General features: G+C 74.0%; 21 protein-coding genes and 1 pseudogene. 11 read left to right on the top strand and 11 right to left on the bottom strand.

Annotated features, from left to right (window positions below; genetic code table 11):
* Positions 1–170 precede the first annotated feature (170 nt).
* The 3 genes and pseudogenes from ACIQ87_RS06880 to ACIQ87_RS06870 all read right to left on the bottom strand — a co-directional run.
* Positions 171–1,769, bottom strand: a pseudogene (locus ACIQ87_RS06880) (gluconate 2-dehydrogenase subunit 3 family protein); the annotation flags it as partial.
* Positions 1,762–2,220: a hypothetical protein gene (locus ACIQ87_RS06875; protein WP_402402637.1), complete on the bottom strand. Its 459-nt coding sequence runs from the start codon at positions 2,218–2,220 to the stop codon at positions 1,762–1,764. The gene ACIQ87_RS06875 and the pseudogene ACIQ87_RS06880, both read right to left, overlap by 8 nt.
* Positions 2,207–4,012 (bottom strand): thiamine pyrophosphate-requiring protein, encoded by a 1,806-nt coding sequence (locus ACIQ87_RS06870; protein WP_402402634.1) that lies wholly within the window; start codon positions 4,010–4,012, stop codon positions 2,207–2,209. Before ACIQ87_RS06870 ends, ACIQ87_RS06875 begins: the two co-directional genes overlap by 14 nt.
* Before the next feature lie 186 nt (positions 4,013–4,198).
* Between ACIQ87_RS06870 and ACIQ87_RS06865 the strand changes: the two genes are divergently transcribed.
* Positions 4,199–4,795, top strand: coding sequence for a DUF6328 family protein (locus ACIQ87_RS06865; RefSeq protein WP_402402631.1), 597 nt, complete (start codon positions 4,199–4,201; stop codon positions 4,793–4,795).
* On the top strand, positions 4,792–5,832 hold the full coding sequence (locus tag ACIQ87_RS06860) for an SDR family oxidoreductase (protein WP_402402629.1): 1,041 nt from the start codon (positions 4,792–4,794) through the stop codon (positions 5,830–5,832). The genes ACIQ87_RS06865 and ACIQ87_RS06860 overlap by 4 nt, the downstream gene beginning before the upstream one ends.
* 70 nt (positions 5,833–5,902) lie before the next feature.
* Here the strand turns inward: ACIQ87_RS06860 and ACIQ87_RS06855 are convergent, their stop codons facing one another.
* Positions 5,903–6,763: a PH domain-containing protein gene (locus ACIQ87_RS06855; protein ID WP_402402626.1), complete on the bottom strand. Its 861-nt coding sequence runs from the start codon at positions 6,761–6,763 to the stop codon at positions 5,903–5,905.
* A gap of 153 nt (positions 6,764–6,916) precedes the next feature.
* On the bottom strand, positions 6,917–7,858 hold the full coding sequence (locus ACIQ87_RS06850; protein ID WP_402402623.1) for a TIGR01777 family oxidoreductase: 942 nt from the start codon (positions 7,856–7,858) through the stop codon (positions 6,917–6,919).
* Between the two features lie 210 nt (positions 7,859–8,068).
* Between ACIQ87_RS06850 and ACIQ87_RS06845 the strand changes: the two genes are divergently transcribed.
* The 3 genes from ACIQ87_RS06845 to ACIQ87_RS06835 all read left to right on the top strand — a co-directional run bounded on the left by ACIQ87_RS06845 (position 8,069) and on the right by ACIQ87_RS06835 (position 11,195).
* Positions 8,069–8,887, top strand: coding sequence for a class I SAM-dependent methyltransferase (locus tag ACIQ87_RS06845; RefSeq protein WP_402402620.1), 819 nt, complete (start codon positions 8,069–8,071; stop codon positions 8,885–8,887).
* A gap of 558 nt (positions 8,888–9,445) precedes the next feature.
* Positions 9,446–10,702, top strand: coding sequence for an SLC13 family permease (locus ACIQ87_RS06840; RefSeq protein ID WP_402402751.1), 1,257 nt, complete (start codon positions 9,446–9,448; stop codon positions 10,700–10,702).
* A gap of 4 nt (positions 10,703–10,706) precedes the next feature.
* Positions 10,707–11,195: a universal stress protein gene (locus ACIQ87_RS06835; RefSeq protein ID WP_402402617.1), complete on the top strand. Its 489-nt coding sequence runs from the start codon at positions 10,707–10,709 to the stop codon at positions 11,193–11,195.
* A gap of 194 nt (positions 11,196–11,389) precedes the next feature.
* Here the strand turns inward: ACIQ87_RS06835 and ACIQ87_RS06830 are convergent, their stop codons facing one another.
* From ACIQ87_RS06830 to ACIQ87_RS06810, 5 genes are all read right to left on the bottom strand, one after another.
* Positions 11,390–11,944: a hypothetical protein gene (locus ACIQ87_RS06830; RefSeq protein ID WP_402402615.1), complete on the bottom strand. Its 555-nt coding sequence runs from the start codon at positions 11,942–11,944 to the stop codon at positions 11,390–11,392.
* An 869-nt stretch (positions 11,945–12,813) separates the two neighbouring features.
* Positions 12,814–13,476 carry a hypothetical protein gene (locus ACIQ87_RS06825; RefSeq protein ID WP_402402612.1) on the bottom strand — a complete coding sequence of 221 codons (663 nt, stop codon included), beginning with the start codon at positions 13,474–13,476 and terminating at the stop codon, positions 12,814–12,816.
* A 338-nt stretch (positions 13,477–13,814) separates the two neighbouring features.
* Complete coding sequence (locus tag ACIQ87_RS06820; RefSeq protein WP_402402609.1) at positions 13,815–14,744, bottom strand: peptidase; 930 nt, start codon at positions 14,742–14,744, stop codon at positions 13,815–13,817.
* 100 nt (positions 14,745–14,844) lie between these two features.
* Positions 14,845–15,456, bottom strand: coding sequence for a hypothetical protein (locus ACIQ87_RS06815; protein ID WP_402402607.1), 612 nt, complete (start codon positions 15,454–15,456; stop codon positions 14,845–14,847).
* A gap of 356 nt (positions 15,457–15,812) precedes the next feature.
* Positions 15,813–17,198, bottom strand: a complete 1,386-nt coding sequence (locus ACIQ87_RS06810) for a rhodanese-like domain-containing protein (RefSeq protein WP_402402604.1) — start codon at positions 17,196–17,198, stop codon at positions 15,813–15,815.
* Between the two features lie 433 nt (positions 17,199–17,631).
* On the opposite strand from ACIQ87_RS06810, the gene ACIQ87_RS06805 reads away from it, so the two are divergent.
* The 5 genes from ACIQ87_RS06805 to ACIQ87_RS06785 all read left to right on the top strand — a co-directional run bounded on the left by ACIQ87_RS06805 (position 17,632) and on the right by ACIQ87_RS06785 (position 24,311).
* Positions 17,632–18,021: a rhodanese-like domain-containing protein gene (locus ACIQ87_RS06805; protein WP_402402601.1), complete on the top strand. Its 390-nt coding sequence runs from the start codon at positions 17,632–17,634 to the stop codon at positions 18,019–18,021.
* Positions 18,018–18,767, top strand: a complete 750-nt coding sequence (locus ACIQ87_RS06800; protein ID WP_402402599.1) for a sulfite exporter TauE/SafE family protein — start codon at positions 18,018–18,020, stop codon at positions 18,765–18,767. The genes ACIQ87_RS06805 and ACIQ87_RS06800 overlap by 4 nt, the downstream gene beginning before the upstream one ends.
* Positions 18,768–18,876: 109 nt before the next feature.
* Positions 18,877–19,443 (top strand): rhodanese-like domain-containing protein, encoded by a 567-nt coding sequence (locus ACIQ87_RS06795; protein WP_402402596.1) that lies wholly within the window; start codon positions 18,877–18,879, stop codon positions 19,441–19,443.
* Between the two features lie 248 nt (positions 19,444–19,691).
* Complete coding sequence (locus ACIQ87_RS06790; protein ID WP_402402593.1) at positions 19,692–22,115, top strand: RICIN domain-containing protein; 2,424 nt, start codon at positions 19,692–19,694, stop codon at positions 22,113–22,115.
* Positions 22,116–22,223: 108 nt separating this feature from the next.
* Positions 22,224–24,311, top strand: a complete 2,088-nt coding sequence (locus ACIQ87_RS06785) for an alpha-galactosidase (RefSeq protein WP_402402590.1) — start codon at positions 22,224–22,226, stop codon at positions 24,309–24,311.
* Position 24,312: 1 nt separating this feature from the next.
* On the opposite strand, the gene ACIQ87_RS06780 is transcribed toward ACIQ87_RS06785, so the two are convergent.
* Positions 24,313–24,753, bottom strand: a complete 441-nt coding sequence (locus ACIQ87_RS06780; RefSeq protein WP_402402588.1) for a hypothetical protein — start codon at positions 24,751–24,753, stop codon at positions 24,313–24,315.
* 180 nt (positions 24,754–24,933) lie between these two features.
* Between ACIQ87_RS06780 and sigJ the strand changes: the two genes are divergently transcribed.
* Positions 24,934–25,842: an RNA polymerase sigma factor SigJ gene (gene sigJ / locus ACIQ87_RS06775; protein WP_402402585.1), complete on the top strand. Its 909-nt coding sequence runs from the start codon at positions 24,934–24,936 to the stop codon at positions 25,840–25,842.
* Positions 25,843–25,845: the final 3 nt, after the last annotated feature.

Below are 25,845 nucleotides of genomic sequence, written 5' to 3'. Positions count from 1 at the left end.
TCGGTCTCGTAGTACTGCTCGGTGGAGACCTCGGGCGGTGGGGCCTTGTAGGCGCGGATCTCCTCCTCGAAGCGGCCGGAGGTCTGCGGGGCGCCCTGCACCATGACGTAGCGGCCGACCAGGTCGTGGTCGTTGCACAGGCCGTCGGGGAAACGCGGGCAGGCGGAGTTGAGCAGCAGGCGCGGGGTCTCGATGGCGTACCCGGCGACGGCGACGGTGCGGGCGCGCTGGAGGTGTTCGCGGCCGTGGTGGAAGTAGCGGACGCCGCGGGCGAGTCCGTCGTGGTCGAGTTCGACGGCGGTGGCGGTGCAGTCGGCGCGGATCTCGGCGCCGTGCGCGAGGGCGTCGGGGACGTGGGTGATCAGCGGGGAGGCCTTGGCGTTGACCTTGCAGCCCTGGAGGCAGAAGCCCCGGTAGACGCAGTGCGGGCGGCGGCCGAAGCGACCGTTGGTGATGGCGACGGGGCCGACCCTGGCCTGGATGCCGAGGGCGGCGGCGCCGCGCAGGAAGACCTCGCCGTTGCCGCCGACGGGGTGCGGCGGGTGCGGGTAGGGGTGGGGTTCGCCCCAGGGCCAGTACTGGCCGGCGACGGGCAGCTCGTACTCCAGCCGGCGGTAGGACTCCCGCAGGTCGGTGTAGTCGATCGGCCAGTCGGCGCCGACGCCGTCGACGGTGTGGGTGTGGAAGTCGGAGGGGTGGAAGCGGGGCGCGTACCCGGCGAAGTGGACCATCGAACCGCCCACGCCACGGCCGGAGTTGTTGGATCCCAGCGGCACCGGGTCGGTGCCGCTGATGACCCGCGGCTCGGTCCAGTACAGGTGGTGGGAGCCGGCCTCGTCGCTGACCCAGTCGGCCGACGGGTCCCAGAACGGCCCGGCCTCCAGCACGACGACGCGCCAGCCCCGGCGGGCCATCCGCTGGGCGAGGGTGGAGCCGCCCGCGCCGCAGCCGACGATCAGCAGGTCGACCTCGTCGGCGTCTTCGTAGCGGCGCATGTCGCGCACCAGGGTGTGGTCGAAGCCGTGGCCGTCGGACGGCAGCAGCCAGGCGGAGGCGTTGGTGCGGCGGACCTCGCGTTCGGCGGCGGCGTTGGCCCGTACGGTCTCGGCGGCGGCGCGCAGCCGGGAGTGCCGGCCGGGGTCGGTGGCGGGCGGCACCGGGCCGGGCGGGCGCCGGTCGGGTGGGCGGGGTGGCCGGGAGTGGGCGTCGGGGACCTCCCAGGGCTCGCGCAGGCCGATGCCGAGGCGCAGGTAGCCGCGGGGGTGGGCGGGGCCGCCGAAGCCGATCTCGTTCCAGGCGGTGGGGGTGGCGTAGTAGGCGGTGCAGGCGTAGCGGGTCCACAGGCTCCACACGTGCCGCGCGGGCAGGCCGTGCCAGCGCGCGTCCCCCGTCTCCTGGACCCGGCCGATCAGTGCCCGCTGCTGGGTGTCGGTGAGGTCGGCGAAGGGGCCGTCGGCGTCCTCGTCGAGTGCGCGCAGGGTGCGGCGCCAGGCCTCGTCGTCCTCGGGCATGTCGCCGTGGTGCCAGCCGTCGGTCTGCCGCTCGGCGAGGCGGGCGTCGATCATCCCGAGCAGCGGGACGGCCGGGTGGTCGAGCAGCTGGTCGAGCAGGGCGCGGGCGGTGGCCTCCTCGGCGGGGGTGAAGAAGCGCAGCGGCGGCTGCGGGCCGGTGCGGGAGAGCACGACGGCGACGGTCTGCGGGTCCCAGTGCCGCAGCTGGCCGAGCACGTCGTAGCCGGGGAAGCGCGGTTCGCGTCGGGGTTCAGGCATCGCGCGACTCCCGGCGCAGGACGGCGGCGAGCAGTCCCATCCCTCCGACCAGGCTCATCAGCAGCGGTGCGAACAGCGGCGGGCCCATCTCCACGTTGTAGCGGGCCATCGCCCAGCCGCCGGGCTTCTCGGCGATGCCCCGCACGTGCAGCCAGGTGCCCTGCAGACCGTTGGCGGTGATCGCGGCGGAGGCGACCGGCAGCAGCGTGTGCGCCGCGCGCGGGCTGCACGCCCCGGCCACCCCGGCGGCCGCGCCGACCGGGCCCAGCCACACCGGCCACCACATGACGCGGTTGCCGAAGCCGGCCCGGTCGTGCTCCAGGTAGATCTCGGCGGCGGTGATCACCGAGCCGCCGGCGGTGGCCAGGGCCAGCGAGCGCTGGAAGCGGCCGGTGCGGATGTTGCGCACCACGAGGTCGATGCCGCGCCGGGCCGGGTCAGTGGCGCCCATGGCGGCCTCCGAAGGAGGGCAGGAGCTCCTGGAGCTTGGCCCGGAAGCCCTGGCGGACCATCGCGGCGCGGTCGGCGTCACCGCGTAGCACGGACTCGGCGGCGGCCTGGATCTGGTCCCAGGTGGCGTGCGGCGGGATCGGCGGGACGGCCGGGTCGGTGACCAGCTCCAGCACGTACGGGCGGTCGGCGGCCAGGGCGCGCTGCCAGCCGTCGGGCACCTGCCCGGGCTGGTCGGCGCACTCGCCGCCGAGGCCGAGGCCGCGGGCGAAGCCGGCGTAGTCGACGTCCGGGAGCTGCTGCGAGGGCAGGAAGCTCGGCGCGCCCTGCATCGCCCGCATCTCCCAGGTGACCTGGTTGAGGTCGCGGTTGTTGAGCACCGCCACCACCAGACGCGGGTCGTCCCACCGCTGCCAGTACTTGGCGACGGTGATCAGTTCGGCGAGGCCGTTCATCTGCATGGCGCCGTCGCCGACGATGGCGATCGCGGGCCGGTCCGGGTGGGCGAACTTGGCGCCGATCGCGTACGGCACGCCCGGGCCCATGGTCGCCAGGGTGCCGGACAGCGAGCCGCGCATCCGGCCGCGGAAGCGCAGGTGGCGGGCGTACCAGTTGGCGGCGGAGCCGGAGTCGGCGGCGACCATGGCGTCGTCGGGCAGCAGGTGGTCCAGGGCGTGGACCGCGTACTCGGGGTTGATCGGGTCCGCCTCGACCCCGGCCCGCCGCTCCATCACCTCCCACCAGCGCTCGGTGTTGTCGCACACGGTGCGCTGCCAGTCCCGGTCCTCCTTGCGGACCAGCAGCGGCAGCAGCGCGTCCAGGGTGCGGGCGGCGTCGCCGACGAGGTTGACCTCGTACGGGTAGCGCAGCCCGACCATGAACGGGTCGAGGTCGATCTGTACGCCCCTGGCCTGCTCGAACCCGGGCAGGAACTGGGTGTAGGGGAGGCTGGAGCCGACGGTGAGCAGGGTGTCGCAGTCCCGCATCAGCTCGTACGAGGGGCGGGTGCCCAGCAGGCCGATCGACCCGGTCACGTACGGCAGCACGTCGGGCAGCGCGTCCTTGCCGAGCAGCGCCTTGGCCACGCCCGCGCCGAGCAGTTCGGCGACCTCCTCGACCTGTCGGCGGGCGCCACGGGCGCCCTGGCCGACCAGCATCGCGACCTTCCGCCCGGAGTTCAGCACCTCGGCGGCACGCTGCAGTTCCTCCTCCTGCGGCACGACCGTCCACCGCGGATCGCCCAGGCTGGAGGGCACCATCTTGAACGCGTGCTCCGGCGGGCTGTAGTCCAGCTCCTGGACGTCGGCGGGCACGATCACGGCGGTCACCGTGCGCCGGGCGGCGGCGGTGCGCATCGCCCGGTCCAGCACGTTGGGCAGCTGCTCGGGGACGGTCACCATCTGGCAGTACTCGGCGGCGACGTCCTTGTACAGGCTGAGCAGGTCCACCTCCTGCTGGTAGGAGCCGCCCATCGCGCTGCGGTCGGTCTGCCCGACGATCGCGACCACCGGCACGTGGTCCAGCTTGGCGTCGTACAGCCCGTTGAGCAGGTGGATCGCGCCCGGCCCGGACGTCGCCGCGCACACACCGGTGCGCCCGGAGAACTTGGCGTAGCCGACGGCCTCGAACGCGGCCATCTCCTCGTGCCGGGCCTGGATGAACACCGGACGGTTGTCGGCCCGGCCCCAGGCCGCGAGCAGCCCGTTGATGCCGTCGCCGGGGTAGCCGAAGACGTACTCGACGTCCCAGTCGCGCAGTCGTTCCAGGATCTGGTCGGAAACCTTCGGGGACACGGTGTTCCTCCTTCACGTCCTTCACGGCCCGGCCCCCCGCAGCGCGGCTAACCACTGCGGGGACCCGGAAACGCCGCGCGGAGGAAAAGTCGGGCCGGTCCCTCCGCCCGACCGCCCGCCCGACCCGCGTTTGACCGGGCGGGCTGTGGCTAGACGCGCCGACGAACAGGAGGCGAGGCGATCACCGTGGCGGCACCGGGCACCGACCCTGAGACCCGCGCACCCCACCACCGGACGGGACGGCGGGAGACCCCCGACGAACGGGCGGACCGGCGCTGGAGCGACCTGCTCCAGGAGGTGCGGGTGGCCCAGACCGGCTCCCAGGTGCTGTTCGGGTTCCTGCTGAGCGTCGTCTTCATGCCGCGCTTCGCCCAGCTCGGCGGCTTCGACCGGGGCCTGTACGTGGTCACCGTCGTCCTCGGGGCACTGGCGACCGGCTCGCTGGCGGCCCCGGTGGCCTACCACCGGATCTTCGCCGGCCACCGGCTGAAGCCCGAGCTGGTGAACGCGGCGGCCCGGCTGGTGGCCGTCGGCCTGCTGCTGCTCGCGCCGACCATCGGCTCCGCCCTGCTGCTCCTGCTGCGGACGGCCACCGGCTCGGCGGCGGCGGGCTGGATCACCGCGGCGGTCATGCTCTGGTTCGTCTGCTGCTGGCTGCTGATCCCCGTCCGGCACCTGCGCCGGCACGACGACGGGTGCACCGGGCCGCCGCAGGACGATCCCGACCCCGGCTCCCGCCCGTCGGGTTTCGGCGGGGACGGTCCGGCCAGACGCCCACCATGAGGATCCTCAGCCGTTCGAAACCCCGCACCGTCGTCATCACCGGCGCGACCGCCGGAATCGGTCGGGCCTGCGTCCGCGCCTTCGCCACCGGGGGCCACCGGCTGGTGCTGGTCGCCCGGGGCCCGGCCGGACTGCGCGCCGCCTCGGCCGAGGCCCGGGCCGCCGGCTCGCCGGTGCGCACCGTGCCGGCCGACGTGGCCGACCCGCAGGCCTGCGAGGCCGTCGCCGCCCGTGCCGAGGCCGAGTTCGGGCCGATCGACGTCTGGGTCAACGACGCCTTCGCCTCGGTCTTCGCGCCCTTCACCGAGATCAGCCCGGCCGAGTTCCGCCGGGTCACCGACGTCACCTACCTCGGGTACGTCAACGCCACCCGCGCCGCGCTGCGCCGGATGCTGCCGCGCGACCACGGCACGATCGTGCAGGTCGGCTCGGCGATCGCCTACCGGGGCATCCCGCTGCAGACCGCCTACAGCGGCGCCAAGCACGCCCTCCAGGGCTGGCACGAGGCGCTGCGCTGCGAACTGCTCGCCAGCGGAACGGCGGTGCGGGTGACGATGGTCCAGATGCCCGCCGTCAACACCCCGCAGTTCGACTGGGTGCTCAACCGGCTGCGTGGCCGCCCCCGCCCCGTCGCACCCGTGTACCAGCCCGAACTCGCCGCCCGCGCCGTGCGGTTCGCCGCCGACCACCCCGGGCGGCGGGAGTACTGGGTGGGCGGCAGCACCGTCGGCACCCTGGTCGCCAACGCGCTCGCCCCCGGCCTGCTCGACCGTTACCTCGCCCGGACCGGCATCGACGCCCAGCAGGAGGACGGCCCCCGGCGGGCGGACGGCCTCGCCAACCTCTGGACGCCGTCGGACACTTCCCACGACCACGGTGCGCACGGCCGCTTCGACGACGAGGCCAGGGAGCGCAGCACCCAGCTGTGGGCCTCCCAGCACCACGGCCTGCTCGCCGTCGGTGGCGCCGCCCTGCTCGGTGCGGCGGCGCGAGGGCTCGTACGCGGGTCACGGTCCGGGCCGCCGGGGCCGGGCTGACCGTCGGGGGCGCCGGTGCCCGATGTCGGCACGCGGGTGGTCCGAGGCACAGCCCGCAGCGCTCGACCCGTCAGCGAGCCGTCCTCCGGCCCCGCCGCGGCTCGGCGGTGGTCCGGCGCCAGTCCAGGTACTGCTGGCGGACGTACCGACGCGCGCCGTCGCCGTCGGCGGTGACGCGGTCGTGTTCGGTCAGCTCCCCGGCCGCTATCCGCGCCCGCACCACCTCGTGCGGGTCGCCGTCGTCGCCCGCCAGGGCGATGCGGTCGGCCCGGGCGGCGGCGCGCAGCAGGTGCTCGCGCCGCTTGCGGGGCGGACTCTTGACGGTGCTCCGGCGGGCGGCCAGGTCCTTCTCCTCCTGCGCGACGTCCGGGGCGTCCGCGTAGGCCTCCGCCGCCGTGGGCACCGGGCCGGCCGGCACCTGCCGCACCGGCTGGGGCGGCAGCGGCGGCAGGCCGTAGACGTGGAGCACGGCGTTCGCGAACTCCGGCTGGTCGACGGGCACCCCGTGCCGGCCGAAGACCGCGAACAGCTCGGCCAGGGCGCGCGGTTCGACGCCGCGTGGCCGGTCGTCCTCGGTGACGTCGATCCGGCCGAGCTGCGGGCCCCAGAACCGGCCCGGCGGGTCCACCAGGCGCAGGCGCAGGGTCACGTGGTGGCCGCTGGTCTCGACCTCCTCGCCGAACTCCATGGCCAGGCCGCTGATCTCCGACCAGGCGTAGCGGCGCGTGGCCAGCAGCCGGACCAGGGTGAGGCCGTCCTCGTCCTCCCGCAGCCGGAAGGTGTGCGGCACCCCGGCGGCAGCCGCGCCGCCGATCAGCACGCCGATGAAGGTGGCCGTCCCGGCGCCGGTGGCCCCGGACCCGCCGAGCGCGAACATCGTCGCCACCGCCACGGCGCAGCCGATCCCGATGTTGCTTCCCCACTGCCGCATGAACGACAGCCGTACCGTCCGCATCCCGCCCCCTGATCGACCGCGCGTGTTGCCTCCACGGTCCCCGGGACCGCCGGGCCCGGGCAAGCGCCGACGGGGAGCTGTGACGGCCCCGTGACGAACCCGCCACACGGCGGCCGTCGAAGCGGCGCGCTACCGCCCGCGCAGCCGCCGGACGAGGTCGCGGGCGGCCTCCGGCCAGCTCGGGTGGTCGAAGGCGAAGCCCGCGTCGAGCAGGCGGGTCGGGACGACGCGGCGGCTCTTCAGCAGCAGCTCGGTGTCGGAGCGCATCGCGAAGGCGCCCAGTTCGGCCATCCAGCGGGTGGCGGGCAGGGCCAGCGGCATGCCCCAGGCGGTGCGCAGCTCGCGCATGAACTCGCGCTGGGGCAGCGGGTTCGGGGCGGCGAGGTTGACCGGCCCGGTGAGGTCCTCGCGGGCGATCAGGAACTCGACGGCGCGGGCGAAGTCCCGCTCGTGGATCCAGGAGACGTACTGGGCGCCGCCCGCGACCGGCCCGCCGACGCCGAGCCGGGCCAGCCAGGAGAGCGCGTCGAGCGAGCCGCCGCGCTCGGGGCCGAGGACGGCGGCGGTACGCAGCGCGACCCGGCGGGTGTGCGGGGTGTCGGCCTCCGCCAGGGTGCGCTCCCAGGCCTGGGCGACGTCGATGCTGTACCGCCAGGCGGGCGGGGCGTCGGGCTCGCTGCCGCCGATCAGGCCGTCCCGCTCGTCGTTGGGGGCGTCGTGGCGGTGGGCGTAGACCGTGGCGGTGCTCATCTGGAGCCAGCACGCGGGCGGGCGGCGGGCAGCGGCGACGGCCTCGCCGACGACCCGGGTGGACTGCACCCGCGAGTCCATCATCTCCTGCCGGTTCGCCTCGGTGTAGCGGCAGTTGACGCTGCGCCCGGCGAGGTTGAGCACGACGTCGGCGCCGTCGATCTCGGCCGCCCAGGCGCCGAGGGTCCGTCCGTCCCAACCGACCTGCCGGGGCCCGGCGGGCCTGCGGCCGAGCACGACGACCTGGTGCCCGGCGGCGGTCAGGCGCCGGTCGAGCAGCGTCCCGAGCTCGCCGGATCCACCGGCGATGACGACCTTCATGGGCTCCCCCTCTTGCCTCGGTTCCTCGGGACCCATCGTAGCCCAGAAATCTGAACACGTTCAGTTTCATCGTTCGCCCCGTCGGGCACCGGTCCTGACCGTCGACCGGAAGAAGTGGACCTTGCACTGAAGCACTCCGGTACCTATCGTCTCGATGTATCGGTTCGATATATCGAGCCGGGGTCAGACTGCCGATCAGCGGGGGCTTCGATGACGGGAACCAAGGACGACACACAGCACCACCAGGGGTCGGCGCAGGACGAACGGCGGCTGCACAGCTCGTCGTTCGGCCGGGCGGCGGGCGCCTACGCCGAACACCGCCCGGACTACGCCCTGGCCGCGGTGCGCTGGGCCCTCGAGGCCGCGCCCGGCCCGCGGGTGCTCGACCTCGGCGCCGGGACGGGCAAGCTCACCGCCGCGCTGGTCGCCCTGGGCCACGACGTCGTCTCGGTCGAACCCGACCCGGCGATGCTGGCCGAACTGCGTGCCGCGCTGCCGACCGTCCGCGCGTTGCCGGGACGAGCGGAGGCGATCCCGCTGCCGGACGGCTCCGTCGACGCCGTGGTGTCCGGCAACGCCATGCACTGGTTCGACATGGACGTCGCGGGGCCGGAGATCGCCAGGGTCCTCGCCCCCGGCGGTGTGCTGGCCGGCCTGTGGAACGTCTTCGACGACCGGGTCGACTGGGTGGCCGGCCTCGCCCGCGTCACCGGCCCCGCCGCCGTCGGCCCGCGCGACGTGCCCGCCGGCTGGCGCGTCGAGACGGCACGGATGCACCTCCCCGAGTCCGGCGGGGACGCCCGGTTCGACTCGCCCGAGCAGGCGCAGTTCCCCCACGGGCAGCGGCGGACCGCCGACTCCCTCGTCGCCACCCTCTCGACGAAGGCGGGCGTCCTGGTCATGCCGGAGCAGGAACGGAAGGCCCTGCTGGACGCCACCCGCGCCTACCTCGCCGACCGGCCGGAGACCGGCGCCGGCGAGTTCACCCTCCCGATGCTCACCAGCGTGCTGCGGGTCCGCCGGATGTGACCTTCTCACGGACAGCGGCCCTCGCTCCCCGGACGAACGGGGAACGAGGGCCGCTGTCACCCCGTCAAGCCGGCGTCACTTGTCGGCACGGAAGGCCCCGTGGACTCGCAGGTCGCCGTTGATCGACACCTGGCAACGGATGGCGGAATTCCGGCCCCAGCTTTTTCCTCACACGGCACTTCAGGCCCGGAAAAGACGAATTCACCCCGCGGCACCACCGGTCCTGTCGCCGATTCGATATCGCTGTTCGGCCTGCGGCAGCGGGGATCCACCTCGCGGGCGCTCCGCGGCGGGTTCGGCACCCGGTTTCCCGGGGCGGGTCCGCTCGGCCCACGCGGCCACCGGCGGCCCTGCCGCGCCGACAGCCGCGAAGAGCGCGCCGAGGAGCGGCCACCCGGTGTGGCCGAGCGCGAGGACCGCCCCGGCGAGGATCACCGGGGCGAGTGCCTTCCCGCGTCGACGCCGGCGGCGCGGAGGCCGACCGGTACATTTCCTACCGGCTCACCTGCGTGTTTCCGGACCGGGTGGGTGGCCACCGTCACCTGCGAGGAGCGAACCCTGAGTACGTCATCCGCCGAAGCGCTGTCCGTCGGGCTGCTGGCGCTGGTCCTGGTCTGCGCGGTGGTACGGCCGTGGGGCTGGCCGGAGGCCGTGGTCGCGGTGCCGGCGGCCGGGCTGGTGATCGCCACAGGCGCGATCTCCTGGGATCAGGCGGTGGCCGAGGCGCAGCGGCTCGGGCCGGTGATCGGGTTCCTGGCGGCCGTGCTGGTGCTGGCGCAACTGTGTGACGACGAGGGCCTGTTCCGTGCCTGCGGGGCGTGGATGGCCCGGACGTCGGCCGGGAGTCCGCGGCGGCTGCTGGTGCAGGTGTTCGTGGTCGCCTCGGTGGTCACGGCGGCGCTCAGCCTGGACGCCACCGTGGTGCTGCTGACGCCGGTGGTGTTCGTCACCGCGGCCCGGCTGGGCGCGCGCCCCAAGCCGCATCTGTACGCCTGTACCCACCTGTCGAACACCGCCTCGCTGCTGCTGCCGGTCTCCAACCTCACCAACCTGCTCGCGTTCGCCGCCAGCGGGCTGAGCTTCACCCGGTTCGCCGCCTTGATGGCGCTGCCGTGGCTGGCGGCCATCGCCGTGGAGTACGTGGTGCTGCGCCGCTTCTTCGCCGCCGATCTGGCGGCGGGTGCCCCGGCCGCGGGCGAGGCGGAGGCGCCGGAGACGCCGCTGTTCGCGCTCGTCACCGTCGCCTGCACGCTGGCCGGATTCGTCCTGACCTCGATCGTCGGCGTCGATCCGGCCTGGGCGGCCCTGGCCGGCGCGCTGGTCCTCGCCGCCCGGGCCCTCATCCGGCGTCGCACCACCCCGGTGGCGATCGTGCGCTCGGCCGCCGTACCGTTCCTGGCCTTCGTCCTGGCGCTCGGCATCGTGGTCCGGGCCGTGGTCGACAACGGGCTGGCCTCCGCGCTCGGGCACCTCGTGCCCCACGGCTCCTCGCTGCCCGCGCTGCTCGGCATCGCGGCGCTGGCCGCGGTGCTCGCAAACGTCATCAACAACCTGCCGGCCACCCTCGTCCTGCTCCCGCTGGCCGTGCCATCGGGTTCCGGGGCCGTGCTGGCGGTGCTGCTCGGGGTCAACATCGGCCCCAACCTCACCTACGCCGGCTCGCTGGCCACCCTGCTGTGGCGGCGCATCGTGCGCGAGCACGACACCGAGGTCGGCCTGGGCGAGTTCACCCGGCTCGGACTGCTCGTCGTACCCGCCGCCCTGGCAGTGGCCGTGGTGGCACTGTGGGGGTCCCTGCACATCATCGGAGGCTGATCGCGTGACCGTCGTCGTCTGGATCACCGAAGGCACCTGGCCCGCCTGCGTGGACGCCGCCCGCGCCCACGCTCCCCGCGACGGTGAGGTCGTCCTGCTCCACGTCAGCGGCCAGGAGATCCCCGGCGTCGCGCACGGCGCGTTCGCCGGGCTGCTCGGCCGCGGCCACCGCGAGCGCGACCCCGGCACCCGGGTGGAGGGCCTGGCGGCGGCCTCCGCCCGGGAGCTCCTGGACGCCGCGGCCGAGCGTCTCGGACGGCCCTGCACCCGGGTGGAGCGCACCGGACGGGTCGAGCGCGAGGTCGTCGCGGCGGCCGAGGGCGCGGCGCTGCTCGTCCTCGCCCGCGACGGCGACCGCACCCGGCTGGGACCCCACAGCCTCGGCCCCGCGTCCCGTTTCGTCGTCGACCACGCGCCCTGCCCGGTGCTGCTGGTCTGGCCGGAACCGGCACCGGGCACCGCCACGATCCCTCCCCCGCCCGACGGGCGGTAGCGGCGCCTCCGGGGCCGTGACGGCGGGCCAGTGCCCGACGGCCGGGCCGGGGCATGACTTTCGGAGCTGTCGACCGCAGGCCTGGGGCCCCATCTCACGCCTCCGGTCGGGCGAGGACGAAGTCGTCCTGCCGAGCCGACCGACGACGGTCAGAACGCACCAGACGCACCGATCCCGCCGGGGGCACTGACACCTCAGAGCTCGTCCTCATCACCCCGGTCGGCGTCGTACGGCGTCTCGCCGAACCGCTCCAGCGCCTCCTCCGGCCCGCAGCCGAAGGCGCGGCCGATGTACTCCCAGGTCATCATGCTGCTGCGAGCCCTGCGGCCGGCCAGCAGCGCGGTCGAACCGGCGGCGCGCTCGAACCGGGCAGCCGCACGGGCGGCGGCGTACGGCCTGCTCTCCGTCAGGTCGCAGATCCGGTCCACCAGCGCCGCGACCAGCTCCTCGACCTCGCGCGGCACCACACCCTCGGCCTGGTCGACGTGCCACTCCCAGTCCGCGAACGGCCCGGTGGCCTCGCCCACCGCCTGGGTCGCTTCGTCGTCACCGAAGTCCAACGGGTGCACCCGCTCACCCCGCCAGCCACAGCTGCAACCACCGCGCACCGCAACAGCCCGAGGACCATCCGCACCGTTGTAGAGCCACCAGGTGGTGCGCCCGTCCGGCAACGGCGCCGGCTCGCTGCCGTCCGCCAACACCGCCACCGGGAAACCCCGGTGGCGTCCACTCTCGTGAACCCATGGCATGCCGTGTTCCTCGCCTTCCTGGAGTACGGAACCAGGGTTCTGAGCCCGTGACGCACTGTCAAGGCCGCGCGACAACCGGTGCGCCCCGCAGTTCGAGGCGGCGCGCACCAGCCACCGCGCACCAAAGGCTTCGATCCATCCCGATCACTCCTGGCCGCCTTCCTTCGGAGCCGCCCGCACGGGCCGCCGACCGCAGAGAGCGCCCCACCACTGCGGCAGGCTCGCTCGCCTGGCGATTCCCCCTCCCCCGAACCCCGAGGACTTCACGTTCACCCTGAACGACGCCCTCGGCATACCGGTCCGCGTACGCGCCGACAGCAACTCGACGCGGTGGCGACGGCCGGAATGGTCCAGGGTCACCCAGCCCTGGCCGCCCACCCCCGGTCTTCCCACCGCCGCGAGGCAGCGGGGAACCCTCACCGAGGGGATGAACACCCGCCGCCGATCGACGTAGCCGCACACCGGCCTGCGAGCGCCTTCGGGGACTGGTTGCGAGACCACGCCGAGGTCCACATCGTCGGCCGGGGCAGCGCGAGTTCCTTGTCCGAAACGACCACCCGGGTGCGCCCTGGGTCCCGGCAAGCGGCCGACGCCTGGCATCTGCCGGACTGACCACACCCCAGACGCGTCATGTCCGAGCCGTGTCCGCTGCGGCCTCGGAACTCGCGGCCGATCAGCGGGACCTGCCGGCGGCGAGCTGGTGGCCGCGCGGGCGGCGGCCGCCTCCAAACCCCGGGTGCCGAGGACCCACCGCTTCCAGCGGGGCCTGGGTAACCGGAGCTATCCACCGGCGAGGCCGAGGAGCGCTCCGCGACCAACGCGGAGACGGCGGACCGGCACGCCTTCCGCTACGCCCGCGCAGGCTGAGTTCAGCGGTCGTGGCGATCGCAGTGGTCATGACCCCCGTCGTGCCCGTCGCCGTCATGCCCGTCGCCGTCATGCCCGTGGTGCCCATGGTGCTCGTGGTGCTTGATCGTGGTGGTGTCGTCGGCGGTGCGAAGGGTGGTGTCACCGCCTCCGGTGACGGTAGCGGTGTTGGTGACCTGCGCAGGGGCGTCGCAGGAGACGTCGACCTTCAGGGTGATGGGCGGGTAGTCCTGCCCGGCAGGCAGGACGTCGCCGCGGGTACAGGTGAGGGTGGCCAGAACGCAGTGCCATCCCTTCCCGGTGATCCGGTCGGCCCGGAGACCTGCGGGGAGGGTGTCGTGGACGGTGACCGTGGTGCCATCGGTCGGGCCGGCCGCTGCGGCATTGCCCACAGTAATGGTGTAGACGCCGTCCTCGCCCCGGACGAAGGGGTCCGTGTGACTCTTGGCGATGGTCAGGGAGGGACCGAATACCGTGAATGTGAGGCCGGTACTGCCGGTGCCGGCGGCACTGTCTGCGCCGCCGGGGCCAGTGGGGGCGCCGCCACTGGATTCGGCGAGGCCGTTGGTGGCGGTGTCGATCACCGGCACCGTGCGGCCGTTGACCTGGGCGACGGAGGCGCGCTGAGCCGTGGCGGTCCAGACTGTGGCCAGGACGATCGCCATGACGGCCGCCCCGGCCGTCATGACCGCCCCCGTCTTGCGGACCCGCACCCTCAGCCACCGTCGAAACATGCCGCCCATTCCTCCCGGGCCGCGGCTTGCTTCAGCCCGCCCTCTCCCTTGCCTGGACACCGACATCTCCGCTTCCAAACCGCCGACAACAAGACGCTACTGTTCGTGAACTGAATATCTCTTTGCGCTTCGGTGAGTGGGCTCGCGAAGACAACACGGTGGTGATCGCGGGGAGCACACGAGACCCGACGAACGCAGCGGGTGGGCCAGTGGCGCGCCACAGAGCGCCGACGAGGATGACGCCGGCGCGAAAGGGGCGCTAGCAGTGGTCACCGGCGGCGCCGGAGGAACTTGAGGCGCAGAAGGCACAGGGCGGCGACGAGGGCCGAAAGCCCGGCGAGCACAGGGGAGGGAAAGTGCCCTTGCCGGGCGGCCGACGCGACGACTGCTCCGGTGCTGCCGGGAGTCGTGGGGAAGGTGACGGTGGCACGCGTGGTGTGCTCGACCAGGCCGCTCCTGAGCGCGAGCTCCACGGTCGACGAGCCGTCCGGCAGCTGTGCGTCCAACGGGACGACGACGTCCGCGGCGTCCCCCGGAGCCAGCGTGGTGCCCGTCCTGGCCGGGAACGGTCCGACGCGCAGTCCGCCCGACCCGTCGAAGACGGAGAGCGCCCCGCCGATGTCCAGGGCACGGCCCCCCGTGTTGTGGATCCGGGCGTGAACCTCCGCCCGCCCGTCGCGGGCTCGGGCCGGATAGAGCCGCTCGATCTCGAAGTCCGAGGGTGGCTCACCACCGGGACCGACGTCGATGTACATGCGGACGCCCACCCGGCCCAGGAACGTCACATTGTGCGAGCGGTCCGTGGGGGTCTCCGTCTGCGCCCAGATGACGCCGTATCGCTCCCCGGCGGCGGCGTCCCCGGGCACCCGGATGGTGGTGCGTACCCGCGCCGTTTCGGAGGCCGCCAGCTCTAGGTCCGCCGTGTCGAGTGACGTCCAGCCGGTCAGCTCGTTGGGGGTGCGCTCCGGCGCGAAGGCGAACTCACCCTTCGCGATGGTGGCCGCCGCCGCGTAGACGGTGACGTGCATCGGCGTGGACGACTCGTTGGTGACCTCCACCCGCCGCTCGATGGTCGAGCCGGGCACGACGTGGTCGACGATGTAGGCGTGCGCCCTGGGATCCGCACGGCGGCTTTCCGGAGCGTCGAGCAGCTTGATGCCGATGCTCTTCCCCGCGGCCGGGTCCCGGGGGGAGGACAACCCGGGCGCCGCATGCCCCGCCGCCGGCATTACCCCCGCCGCCTGTACGAGGGCCAGCGCCAGCAGCAGAACCCCGCACCGGCGCGCCCCCTTCATTCCATCAGGCAACGGACTGGGTCAGCGTTCCGGTGTAGGTCCCGGAGACGGCGCCGGCGGGCACGTTGACCGAGATTGTCGGGTTCCAGGACGCGGTGTTGTCTCCGACACCGCTGCTCCCGGTGAGCACCGTCTGCGCGGAGTTGCTCAGCGTCACGTTCGTCGGAGTGACGGTGATGGTACCGGTCGTCGTCACCGTCCCGACCGTGTAGGTGGCGTCGGTGGCGGCGATCGTCGACACACCGTTCGTGAAGTCCGTCTCCGCCGCGGTCACCGTCCAGGAGGCCGAGAGGAGGGCGCGATCGTCGGTGACGGTACAGGGCCCGATCGGCGCGCTGATGACGGTGCCGGGCGCTCCCGAGCCGAGGTTGGCACTGGCCGGTACCGACAGCGTCAACGCGCCGGACGTGACGGTGAACGTGACGGTGGTGCTGGGGTCGGCCGCCGCGACAGCGAGGCCCGGCTGGACCGCGACGAGAGTCACGGCTGCGGCCGCGATGGACATGATTCGTGCGCGCACAATAGCTCCCGAAGTAGCCGCTCGCTGGCGGACACTGGCAGACGTGGCGTCAGGGAACCGGGCGCGGCCCTGGTCACGCAAGCCGACGCGCGCCACGCTCCGCCACACGAATGACCGCATTTCAGCCGGATCGAAGCCCGGCCCGCCTCGCTGCCGCCCTCACGAGTCAGCGCCGGCCGGGACGCCTTCGCCCCGCCCGGGTGGCTGGAGGTCAGCGACGGCAAAGCCTCCAAGTCCCGACTTCCTCCATGCCCGGGCCGCGGAGGATGGCGGCCGCGGTCTCCACCTCGTGTCGCCGCTCGCGGACCGATGGGACGTCCGGTTCGCGTCCGCCGCGGCCGCGCCCCCGCCCCGAGCGGCGCGCGATGGGTTGGTGCCCAGGGGGCGCGCCGCGGGAACGACCGTCAGGAATCCCTGTGGCTCGGGCCGGAGGCGGGTCGGGACGGTTGGGTTCAGGCCCGGGCGGAGTGGGTGAGGGCATCCCAGGCGCCGTAGCCGCCGAGGAGGTCGGAGACGTCGGTGTGGCCGTGGTGGCGGAGCAGGCTGGCGGCGATGGAGGAGCGGTGGCCGCCGGCGCAGTGGATGACCAGGGGGCGGTCGGTGGGGATCTCGTCCAGGCGGGCGGGGAGTTCGGCCAGCGCGATGTGCAGGGATCCTTCGACGAAGCCCGCTTCGCGTTCGCCGCAGGTGCGCACGTCCAGGACGGTGGGGGGCTGCTCGCCGGCCAGTGCGGTGCGGAGCTGGTCGGCGGTGAGGCGGCTGGCGGGGGTGAGGTCGTCGGCGAGGGTGGGCAGGGCGCTGCCGGGGTTGCGCAGGTAGCCGGCGATGTGGTCGAAGCCGATGCGGGCGAGGCGGACGACGACCTCGTCCTCGCGGTCCTGCGGCGCGATGATCGCGATGGTGCTGTCAGGGGTGAGGACGGTGCCGGCCTGTTCGGCGAAGCGGCCGTCGAGGGGGACGTTGACGGCGCCGCGGACGTGTCCCGCGCCGAACTCCTCGGGGCTGCGGGCGTCGAGGACGACGGCGCCCGCGGCGCGGGCCTCCCTGAAGCCCTCGGGGCACAGCGGACGGGCGGCGCTGGTGCGGTCGAAGAGCTCGCGCTCGCGGCGGTTGAGGTCGGCGTCATGGCCGAAGTAGGCGGGGGCGGCGGACTGGCCGGCGGTGACGATGCGGACGAAGGTGTCCTGGTCCATGGGCTGGCAGGCGTAGTTGGTCAGGCGCTGCGCGCCGATCGTGGACCGCTTCTCGCTGGAGAGGTTCTTGCCGCAGGCCGAGCCGGCGCCGTGGGCGGGGAAGACCAGGGTCTCGTCGGGCAGGCCCATCAGCTTGCGGTGCACGCTGTCGTAGAGCATGGCGCCGAGCTCCTCGGCGGTGACGCCGGCCGAGGCGAGCAGGTCGGGGCGGCCGACGTCACCGATGAACAGCGCGTCGCCGGTGAGCACGCCGTACGGGACGCTGTCGTCGGGCCGCTCGAAGACCAGGATGCTGATCGACTCGGGGGTGTGCCCGGGGGTCTCCATGATCTCCAGCGTGACGTCGCCCAGCTCGATCCGCTCGCCGTCGGCGAGCTTGCGGATGGCGTACTCGGTCTCCGCCCGCTGCCCGTACCCGATCCACGCGCCGGTGCGGTCGGCCAGTTCGAGGTGGCCGGCCAGGAAGTCCGCGTGGAAGTGGGTGTTGATGACACCGACGACGGTCAGGCCTCGCGCCCGGGCGTCGGCGAGGTACTCGTCGACGTCCCGGCGGGGGTCGACGATCACGGCCTGGCCACTGGTCTCGTCGGCGATCAGGTAGGACGCCTGGGAGAGACAGTCGAGGTAGTACTGGCTGAAGATCACGGGGTGTCTCCTTCGTTGGGGTCCGAGCAGCCGGCCACACACTCCAGCATACCCAGGGGGGTATTTATTCCGACGGACGAACCTACTCGAAGCGCCCGCCTCCTGTGCCCTGTCACGCGGCGGCGGTGCGACCGAACCGCCTGGCGCCACAGTGCCCTCTCGATACCCCCCACGGTATATTCCCGAGCATACGGCTTCGGGAGCCGATACCGGCGGGGGTATGCCGAACGATTTCGATAATACCCCCCGGGGTACTATGGTGGAGACATCGAGGGAGAACGGCCGCCGTCGCACCCGGGCATCGAGCCGGGTCGGGCGGGGCCGAGGACGCGCCGGTCATACCGCCGCACCGGGCCACCGGGCCCGTACGGACGCCCGCGCCGCCCCTGATCCGCCGGACCACGCGGTCCGGTCTGCACCACTGGAGAACCCCATGTCTTTGCTGCCGCACGCCCACGGGTCCGACGCCCACGGACACAGCACCCCCGGGCAGACCACCCCCGCGGAGGCCCACGAGCTCGCCCGCACCGGCGCCGCCGTGCTGCTCGACGTCCGGGAGGCCGCCGAGTTCACCGCCGGACACGCCCCCGGCTCACTGCACCAGCCGCTGATCGGGCTGGTCGCCGGTGTTCCACTGCCGTCCGAGGCGGCCGGTCGGACCGTGCTGGCGATCTGCCGCTCCGGCAACCGCTCCCAGCGGGCGGCGGAGCTGCTCGCGCAGCGCGGCGTCCGGGTGCTGAACGTGGCCGGCGGCATGAACGCCTGGGCGCTGGCCGGGCTGCCGGTCACCACGCCCGGCGGCGATGCCGGGCACGTGATATGACCACGCTGCTCCTGGCGCTCGCCGCCGGTGCGGTGGTCGGGCTCGCGCTGGGCGGGCTGGGCGGCGGCGGCAGCATGCTCGCCGTCCCCGCCCTGGTCTACCTGCTGGGCTTCAGCCCGGCGCTGGCCACCACGGCCAGCCTGGTGATCGTCGCCGCGACCTCGCTCACCGGGCTGCTCGCCCACGCCCGGGCGGGCCGGGTCCGCTGGCGCACCGGCGCGCTGTTCGCCGCCGCCGGACTGCCCCTCGCCATGGCCGCCGGGGCGCTGTCCGCCCATCTGCCGGGCGCCTTGCTGACCGGCGCCTTCGCGGTGCTGGCGGCGCTCGCGGCCTGGCGGATGCTGATGCCGCCCAAGGCCCAGGCGCAGGAACGTTCCGCCGCAGGAGTCGGCCGCTCCACGGCGGCGGGCGCCGGGCTCGGCGCCGTCACCGGACTGCTCGGCGTCGGCGGCGGCTTCCTCGCCGTCCCGGCCCTGGTCTCGGTGCTCGCCTTCACCATGGCCGAGGCGGTCGGCACCAGCCTGCTGGTCATCAGCGCCAACTCGCTCGCCGCCCTGCTGCCCCGTCTCGGGGCGACCGGCGCCATCGACTGGGCCGTCGCCGCGCCCTTCACCGGTGCCGCGATCCTCGGCGCCTGGGACGGCAAGCGGCTGGCCGACAAGCTCAGCGGGCGCACCCTCCAGAGGGCCTTCGCCGTCGCCCTGCTCGGCGTCGCCGCGCTGATGCTGATCACCACGCTGACCTGAGCCGCGGCGCCGACCCCGGCCGCAACGCCGAGCCCGGCCACAGCGCCGAGCACCCTCCCGACCTCAATCCCACCGCATATCCCCCCACCCGAGAGGACCCCGCATCCCCATGACCACGCCGCTGACCGTCGAACAGTTCCAGCCCCGCCTCGGGGAGCTCACCCTCATCGACGTCCGCTCCCCCGGCGAGTACGCCGCCGGCCACATCCCCGGCGCCCTGAACGTCCCGCTCGACCAGCTCGACCGCGCCCTGCCCGCGCTGCGCGAGGCCGCCGGGCAGGGCGAGATCGCCGTGGTCTGCGCCGCCGGGCCGCGCGCCGACAACGCCTGCCGGCAGCTGGCCGACGCCGGCATCCCGACCCTCACCCTGACCGGCGGCACCAACGCCTGGGCGACCGCCGGCCGGCCGCTGGACCAGGTGGCGGGCGCCCGCCGGGTGTGGTCGCTGGACCGCCAGGTCCGCATGGTGGCCGGCTCGCTGGTGATAGCCGGTGTGCTGGTCGACCTCGCCCTGCCGGGCGCCCGCTGGGTCTCCGCGGCCGTCGGCGGCGGGCTGGCGTTCTCCGCGCTGACCAACACCTGCGCGATGGGCTCGATGCTCTCCAAGCTCCCGTTCAACCGGCCCCGGCCGGGCGCGCCGACCCTGGACCAGACGCTCGCGAAGCTGAAGCGCTGACCCCTGCCCCCTCGCACGTGAAGGCCCCTGCCCACCCCCGCCGGGCAGGGGCCTTCACCTCTTCTCCCGGTCACCTCCCGGAAGCCGCCACCCGTCTCCAGGAAGTCGTCACCGCACATCCCGTTGACGCGACCGGGCCAACCATGTGAAATGTCACCCATCACATGCGATGCATCATAGCTCGCGACCCTGGCAGATTTGAACGTTCAAAGACGATCGCCCACCCACCGACCGGAGGTAGCTCCGCCATGCCGCCCCGCCCCCGCGCCTTACCCACCGGTCTCGTCCTCCTGGCCGTCCTCACCGCCCAGGCCCTCGGCGCCGCCCCTGCCCCGGCGGCCACCGGCACGCCGCTCGTCGACGGCGGGAGCTACCTCCTCGGATCCGCCCTGGACGGCTCCTGCCTCGGCCCGCAGTACGCCCAGGCCGCCCCCGGCACCCCGGTGGTCGGCGCGGCCTGCGGGCGACTGCTCAGCCAGCGCTGGCAGCTGCACCGCACCGGCGGCGACTACCTGCTGGTCAACGCCGCCGACGGCCGCTGCCTCACTCTCGGCGGCGCGGACCGCCGGCCCGCCACCGCCGACTGCGGCACCTCCCCCGAGGCCGAGCGCTTCACCGTCTCCCGCGCGCCGCAGGGCACCTACACCCTCACCGCCCGCGGCACCGGTGCCTGCCTGACCGCCGACCCGGCCCCGGTGGACCACCACTGCGACCACCGCCCCGCCCACCGCTGGACACTCACCCGCACCGAGCCGCTGGTGCTCGCCGACCCCGGCTTCGAGCAGAGCCGCCAGGGCGGGACCGCCGACGGCGCCGCGACCGACGGCGCGGCCACCGGCGCGGCCACCGGCGGCTGGACCTTCACCGCCCACACCGGCACCGCCACCAACAACCCCCACGGCGGCAGCCGCCTCGCCTACCTCGACGCCGGCCCCGGCTACGCGGTGAGCCAGCAGGTGACCGCCGTCACCGCGGGCTCCTACGACCTGTCCGCCTGGATCGCGACGGGCGGCGCCGGCGGCAGCCTCTCGGTGAGCGTCAACGGCGCCGTGGTGCGCTCCCTCCCGCTGCCCGAGCAGTCCACCTACGCGAAGTACACCCTCCCCCGGGTGCCGGTCGCCCCCGGTGACCGACTGACCCTCACCATCGGCTCCTCCCCCACCGGCTGGGTCAACGTGGACGACGCCGCCGTCGCGCCGTCCGCCCCCAACGACCCGGTGATCAGCTCCTCCGACCCCGAGGTCGTCGCCCTCTTCGACTGGGCCAAGACCAAGGCCAACAGCTGGGTGCAGCAGGCCGGCACCACCGGCGTCCGCGACCAGGACGAGAACCACCCCGGCGGCACCGGCACCACCACCTACGACGCCACCTACTGGGCCGGCTACCCGTTCCGATCCGCCTTCTACAGCCGCGACTTCGCCCACCAGCTGACCGGCGCCCACCTGCTCGGCCTGGACGCCGAGAACAAGACCATGCTGCGCGGCTTCGCCGCCTCCGCCACCGAGGCCAACCGGCTCTACCCGGTCTGGGCGCTCAACCTCGACGCCCGCAACTACGCCGCCATCGACTACCGCGGCCCGGACCGCTTCGTCCGCGAGCTGCCCGCGCCGTTCGAACTCGTCCAGCAGGCCGGCGAGGCCTACCGCTGGACCGGCGACCGCGACTACGCCGAGGACCCGGGCCTCGGCCGGTACGTCCGCAACACCCTCGGCCCGTTCGTCGCCGGCCACCCCGGCCCGGTCGACAACGGCGGGGTGCCGATCCCCCAGGCCACCAGCCGCTCCATCTTCGCCGGCACCGCCAGCTACGCCGAGAACGCCACCCGCACCTACGCCGAGGCGGGCGACGCGGTCGGCTCCCAGTACCAGGCCTACCTCGCCGCCGCCACGCTGGCCGACGCCCGGGGCGACGCCGCTGCCGCCACCGACTACCGGACGGCCGCCGAGCGGCTGCGCGGCTACGTCAACTCCACCTGGAGCGTGGACGGTTCACAGCCCGGCGAGGTCGTGCACGGCTACGACACCACCGGCAAGCCGATCACCGGCTGGGGCTACGAGGCGAGCGTGCTGATGCCGGTCAAGCGGCTGCTCGATCCGGGCCCGCGCCGGGACGCCCAGCTGGCCGCCATCGACGCCGCCGACTCCGGCCCGGAGCGCTCCGCCAACCTGGAGGCCTACACCTACCTGCCGGACGCCTTCTTCGCGGGCCACGACGCCACCACCGCCTGGAAGTGGATGCGGCACGTCTACGAGAGCACCGGCGAGCCGCACACCAGCGGCGCGATGCTGAACGGCGACTACCCCGAGGTCCCGTTCACCCTGCTGTCCCAGACCGTCCAGGGACTGCTCGGCGTCACTCCCGACGCCGCCGGGCACACGATCACCACCACCCCGCAGCTGCCCGCCTCGATGGGCTGGCTCCAGGTCGCGGGCATCCCGGTGGGCGACGGCACGGTGACCGTCCGCCACGACGGCGCGCAGCGCAGCACCGTCACCAACACCGGTACCGGGCAGCTCACTTGGGAGGCCCGCTTCCCCGGGCGGCACGCCCGGGTCACCGTCGACGGCGAGCAGCGCGAGGCCCGCGTCGCGACCGTCGACGGCGTGACCTACACCACCGCCACCGTGACCCTCGCCCCCGGCCGCTCCGCGACCGCGACCGTCACCGACTGACCCCCACACCGCACCACCGCGGCCGGCCGGCCCCACCCGGCCGGCCGCGTCCTCCCCTGGACCATCCTGACGATCCGCCACGTCCCCCACATCCTCAGGAGTGCGCACATGAGCCGAACCCGCCGCCGCGTCGCGGCATCCCTGCTCTCCCTCGCCCTCGCCACCGCCGGCCTCGGAACCGTCGGCCTCGGCGCGGCCGCCCCGGCCGCCGCGCTCGGAGCCGTCGGCCTCGCCCCGGCCACCGCGCTCGGCAACGGCAACGCCCTGACCCCGCCGATGGGCTGGAACTCCTGGAACTCCCTCGGCACCGAGGTCAGCCAGGACCAGGTCGTCCAGACCATCGACTTCATGACCGCCAACGGCCTGGTGGCGGCCGGCTACGGCACCGTCACCATCGACGACGGCTGGTCGCTCTGGCACCGCGACGGCCAGAGCACCGACCTGGTCCGCAACGCCGACGGCGGCCTGCAGCTGTACGACGCCGCGGGGAAGCCGGTCAGCGGCACCGACGGCACCGGCAACGACCCCACCTCCGGCCACCTGATCCCGCGCCCCGACCACTTCCCCGACCGGACCGTCGGCGGGCGCACCGTCAACGGCATCGCCTACCTCGCCCAGTACGCGCACAGCAAGGGCATGAAGTTCGGCCTCTACGCCACCGACACCTACCTCACCTGCCAGATGCACCCCGGCAGCCTCGGCCACGAGTCCACCGACGCGGCCGACTTCGTCTCCTGGGGCGTCGACTTCGTCAAGTACGACGACTGCCCGTACGGCCCGGCGATCACCGGCCCGGACGGGCACAACTACGGGACCCAGGGCGAGGGCAGGGAGCTGACCCGCTCGATCTACGCCCGGGTGCAGACCTTCCAGCGCGCCCTGGACGCCGCCTCGGCCGCCCAGGGCAGGCCCAAGGTCACCCTCAGCGTCTCCGCCCAGCCCGTCCACACCGGCCTGCCGTACCTGCTCGCCGCGGACGACCCGGCCCGCACCGACCCGGTGGTCCAGGCCGCCGGGACGGCCCCGTTCCACGCCCCCGGCTACGCGCCCACCGGCATCTGGTGCGGCCAGGTCGCCAACCTGTGCCGGATCGGCGGCGACCGGGACAGCGAGCTCGACGGGGTGCTCTGGAACGGGCAGTTGAGCACCGCGCTGGAGTACCCGGGCAACGTCCGCCCGGGCAGCTGGAACGACCTCGACATGATGTTCACCGGCTGGCAGGACGTCTACGGCCTGTGGGGCACCACCGACACCTGCGTCTGCCACAAGCCGTTCACCGACGACGAGTCGCGAACGGAGACGTCCGTCCTCGCCATGCTCGCCGCACCGCTGATCTCCGGCGCCGACCTGCGCACCGCCGCGCAGTCCCAGCACAGCGACCGCGGCTACACCTGGTCCACCGGGATCAACGACGCGAGCCTGGCGATCCTGAAGAACCGCGAGGTGATCGCCGTCGACCAGGACGGCCTGGCCAAGCCCGCCACCCTGGTCGGCGCCCGGCCGGCCGACGGGCGCGCGCCGGTGGTCCTCAAGCGGCAGCTCGCCAACGGTGACACCGCCGTGCTGCTGGTCAACCAGGACCCGTCGGCCGGCCGCACCGTCGCCACCAGCCTCGCCGAACTCGGCCTCGGCGGCTCCGGCTACCAGGCCAAGGAGCTGTGGACGGGCGCGAGTTCGACCGTCACGGGCCCGCTGAGCGCCTCGCTCCCGGCGCACGGGGCGGCCCTCTACCGGCTCACCCCGAAGTCGGCGGGCGGACCGTCGGGCGTGGTCGACGACGGGAAGTACCACGCGCTGACGGGCAACGGCCTCGCGCTGTCGCTGCTCGGCTCCTGCACCGCGCCGATCGGCTCGATCACCGACCTGGAGGCGCAGCGCGCCGGTGACCCGGCGCAGCAGTGGACGTTCACCACCAACCCCGACGGCACCGTCCGGATCAGCGACAACTGCGACACCGCCGCCCACCGGCACACCGTGCTCTCGGCCGGGGCGTCCGCCGGCGACAGCGCCTACCTGCTCGACCTGGCGCCCGGCAACCCCTGGCAGGAGTGGAAGCTGACCCAGGGCCCGGCCGCCGGCACCGTCACCGTCACCAACGTGGCCACCGGCCTGGTCCTGGACGCGGGTGCCGGCACCGCCGGGTCCTACGTCACCACCCGCCCGGCCTCGGGCCAGAGCTGGGGCCTGGGTTCCTGAGTCACTGCCGGGTGCCGACCGTCCGCACGGCGCGGGCGGCCGGCATCCGGACCAGCACCGCCACGCTCAGGCCGAAGATCAGCACGCCCAGTGGGACGTGGACCGACGGCACGTGCGCGATGCCGAGGACGACCTGTGCCGAGGCCAGCACGAGGAAGCCGGTGGCGTACAGGATCGGGCGGGGCGAGCCGCCGCCGGGCCGCCAGGCCAGCACGGCGGCGAGCACGTACAGCATCGAGGCGCCGTACATCACCCGGGCGCCGACGCCGTGCACCGACTCGCCGTAGGAGGTGGAGAGCAGCAGGCCGGCCGAGACCGCCTGGAGGAGGACGGTCGCGGTCTGGAGGGCGACGGAGACCCGCAGGAAGGTCCGGGTGCGCTGTTCCACCGCCGCCCCTGACGTCGTCTCCACCGGAGCACCTGCCGTGGTGTGGACGGCCATGATGCGTTCCCCCTCTTCTGCCTCGCGGCGGTCGGTCGGTACTGTCCCGGTCATCCGACGACGCAGGCCGGCGAAGTGTGAGGCGGGGTTCCCCTCCGGGCTCACGCTCCGGCCCGGACTCACCCTCCGACCCGGACTCGGACCCGGACGGACGAGACGAACCAGGGAGCGGCCCCGACCATGAGCACCGAACCGGACCTGAGCGTGATCGTCGGCGAGCGGCGGCAGCTGATCAACCTCGCCTACCGGCTGCTGGGTTCGCTGGCCGAGGCCGAGGACGCGGTGCAGGAGACGTACGCCCGCTGGTACGGGCTGTCGCGGCGGCAGCAGGAGGCGATCGTCTCGCCGGGCGCCTGGCTGACCACGGTGGCCACCCGGGTCTGTCTGGACCTGCTCGGGTCGGCGCGGGTGCGGCGGGAGCGCTACGTGGGCGAGTGGATACCCGAGCCGCTGCCCGACCGTACGGAATGGGCCGGCGGCGGCGGACCGGCCGATCCGGCGGACTGGGTCACCCTGGACGAGTCGGTGAACATGGCCTTCCTGGTGGTGCTGGAGGCGATGACCCCGGCCGAGCGGGTGGCGTTCGTCCTGCACGACGTCTTCCGCTACCCGTTCCCCGAGGTCGCCGAGATCGTCGGCCGCACCCCGGCGGCCTGCCGGCAGCTGGCCACCTCCGCCCGCCGCCGGATCGGGGCCGCGCGGGCCCCACTGACGCCGACGGGCGCGCAGGCCGGTCTGGTGCGGCGCTTCAAGGAGGCCTGGGAGGCCCGGGACATCACGGCCCTGATCGCCCTGCTCGCCCCCGACGCCACGATGACCGCCGACGGCGGCGGCCTGGCCGGCGCCGCGCTCCGACCGGTGCGGGGCAGCGAGCGGATCGCCCAGTACCTGATCCACATCGCCGACAAGGCGCCCGGGCTCACGCTCCTGGAACGGACCGTCAACGGCCGCCCCGGGCTGGTCGCCCGGCACGGCGGACTCACCGCGACCGTGGCCGCGTTCGAGCCGGCGGACGGCCGGATCGCCCGCATCTGGGCGGTCCGCAACCCGGAGAAGCTGCGCCCGTGGACGGAGGGCGACACGCCCTGAGTG

Origin of the sequence: Kitasatospora sp. NPDC096204 (genome assembly GCF_044763205.1) — a bacterium.
Classification (GTDB): domain Bacteria; phylum Actinomycetota; class Actinomycetes; order Streptomycetales; family Streptomycetaceae; genus Kitasatospora.
This window is presented reverse-complemented; position numbering and strand designations above follow the sequence as displayed.

What these genes read in the sequence shown, in the direction of transcription:
- ACIQ87_RS06875 (WP_402402637.1), bottom strand. Translation starts at nt 2,220, where the DNA reads ATGGGCGCCACTGACCCGGCCCGGCGCGGCATCGACCTCGTGGTGCGC.
- ACIQ87_RS06860 (WP_402402629.1), top strand. Translation starts at nt 4,792, where the DNA reads ATGAGGATCCTCAGCCGTTCGAAACCCCGCACCGTCGTCATCACCGGC.
- ACIQ87_RS06855 (WP_402402626.1), bottom strand. Translation starts at nt 6,763, where the DNA reads ATGCGGCAGTGGGGAAGCAACATCGGGATCGGCTGCGCCGTGGCGGTG.
- ACIQ87_RS06850 (WP_402402623.1), bottom strand. Translation starts at nt 7,858, where the DNA reads ATGAAGGTCGTCATCGCCGGTGGATCCGGCGAGCTCGGGACGCTGCTC.
- ACIQ87_RS06845 (WP_402402620.1), top strand. Translation starts at nt 8,069, where the DNA reads ATGACGGGAACCAAGGACGACACACAGCACCACCAGGGGTCGGCGCAG.
- ACIQ87_RS06830 (WP_402402615.1), bottom strand. Translation starts at nt 11,944, where the DNA reads ATGCCATGGGTTCACGAGAGTGGACGCCACCGGGGTTTCCCGGTGGCG.
- ACIQ87_RS06825 (WP_402402612.1), bottom strand. Translation starts at nt 13,476, where the DNA reads ATGGCGATCGTCCTGGCCACAGTCTGGACCGCCACGGCTCAGCGCGCC.
- ACIQ87_RS06805 (WP_402402601.1), top strand. Translation starts at nt 17,632, where the DNA reads ATGTCTTTGCTGCCGCACGCCCACGGGTCCGACGCCCACGGACACAGC.
- ACIQ87_RS06800 (WP_402402599.1), top strand. Translation starts at nt 18,018, where the DNA reads ATGACCACGCTGCTCCTGGCGCTCGCCGCCGGTGCGGTGGTCGGGCTC.
- ACIQ87_RS06795 (WP_402402596.1), top strand. Translation starts at nt 18,877, where the DNA reads ATGACCACGCCGCTGACCGTCGAACAGTTCCAGCCCCGCCTCGGGGAG.
- ACIQ87_RS06790 (WP_402402593.1), top strand. Translation starts at nt 19,692, where the DNA reads ATGCCGCCCCGCCCCCGCGCCTTACCCACCGGTCTCGTCCTCCTGGCC.
- ACIQ87_RS06785 (WP_402402590.1), top strand. Translation starts at nt 22,224, where the DNA reads ATGAGCCGAACCCGCCGCCGCGTCGCGGCATCCCTGCTCTCCCTCGCC.
- ACIQ87_RS06780 (WP_402402588.1), bottom strand. Translation starts at nt 24,753, where the DNA reads ATGGCCGTCCACACCACGGCAGGTGCTCCGGTGGAGACGACGTCAGGG.
- sigJ (WP_402402585.1), top strand. Translation starts at nt 24,934, where the DNA reads ATGAGCACCGAACCGGACCTGAGCGTGATCGTCGGCGAGCGGCGGCAG.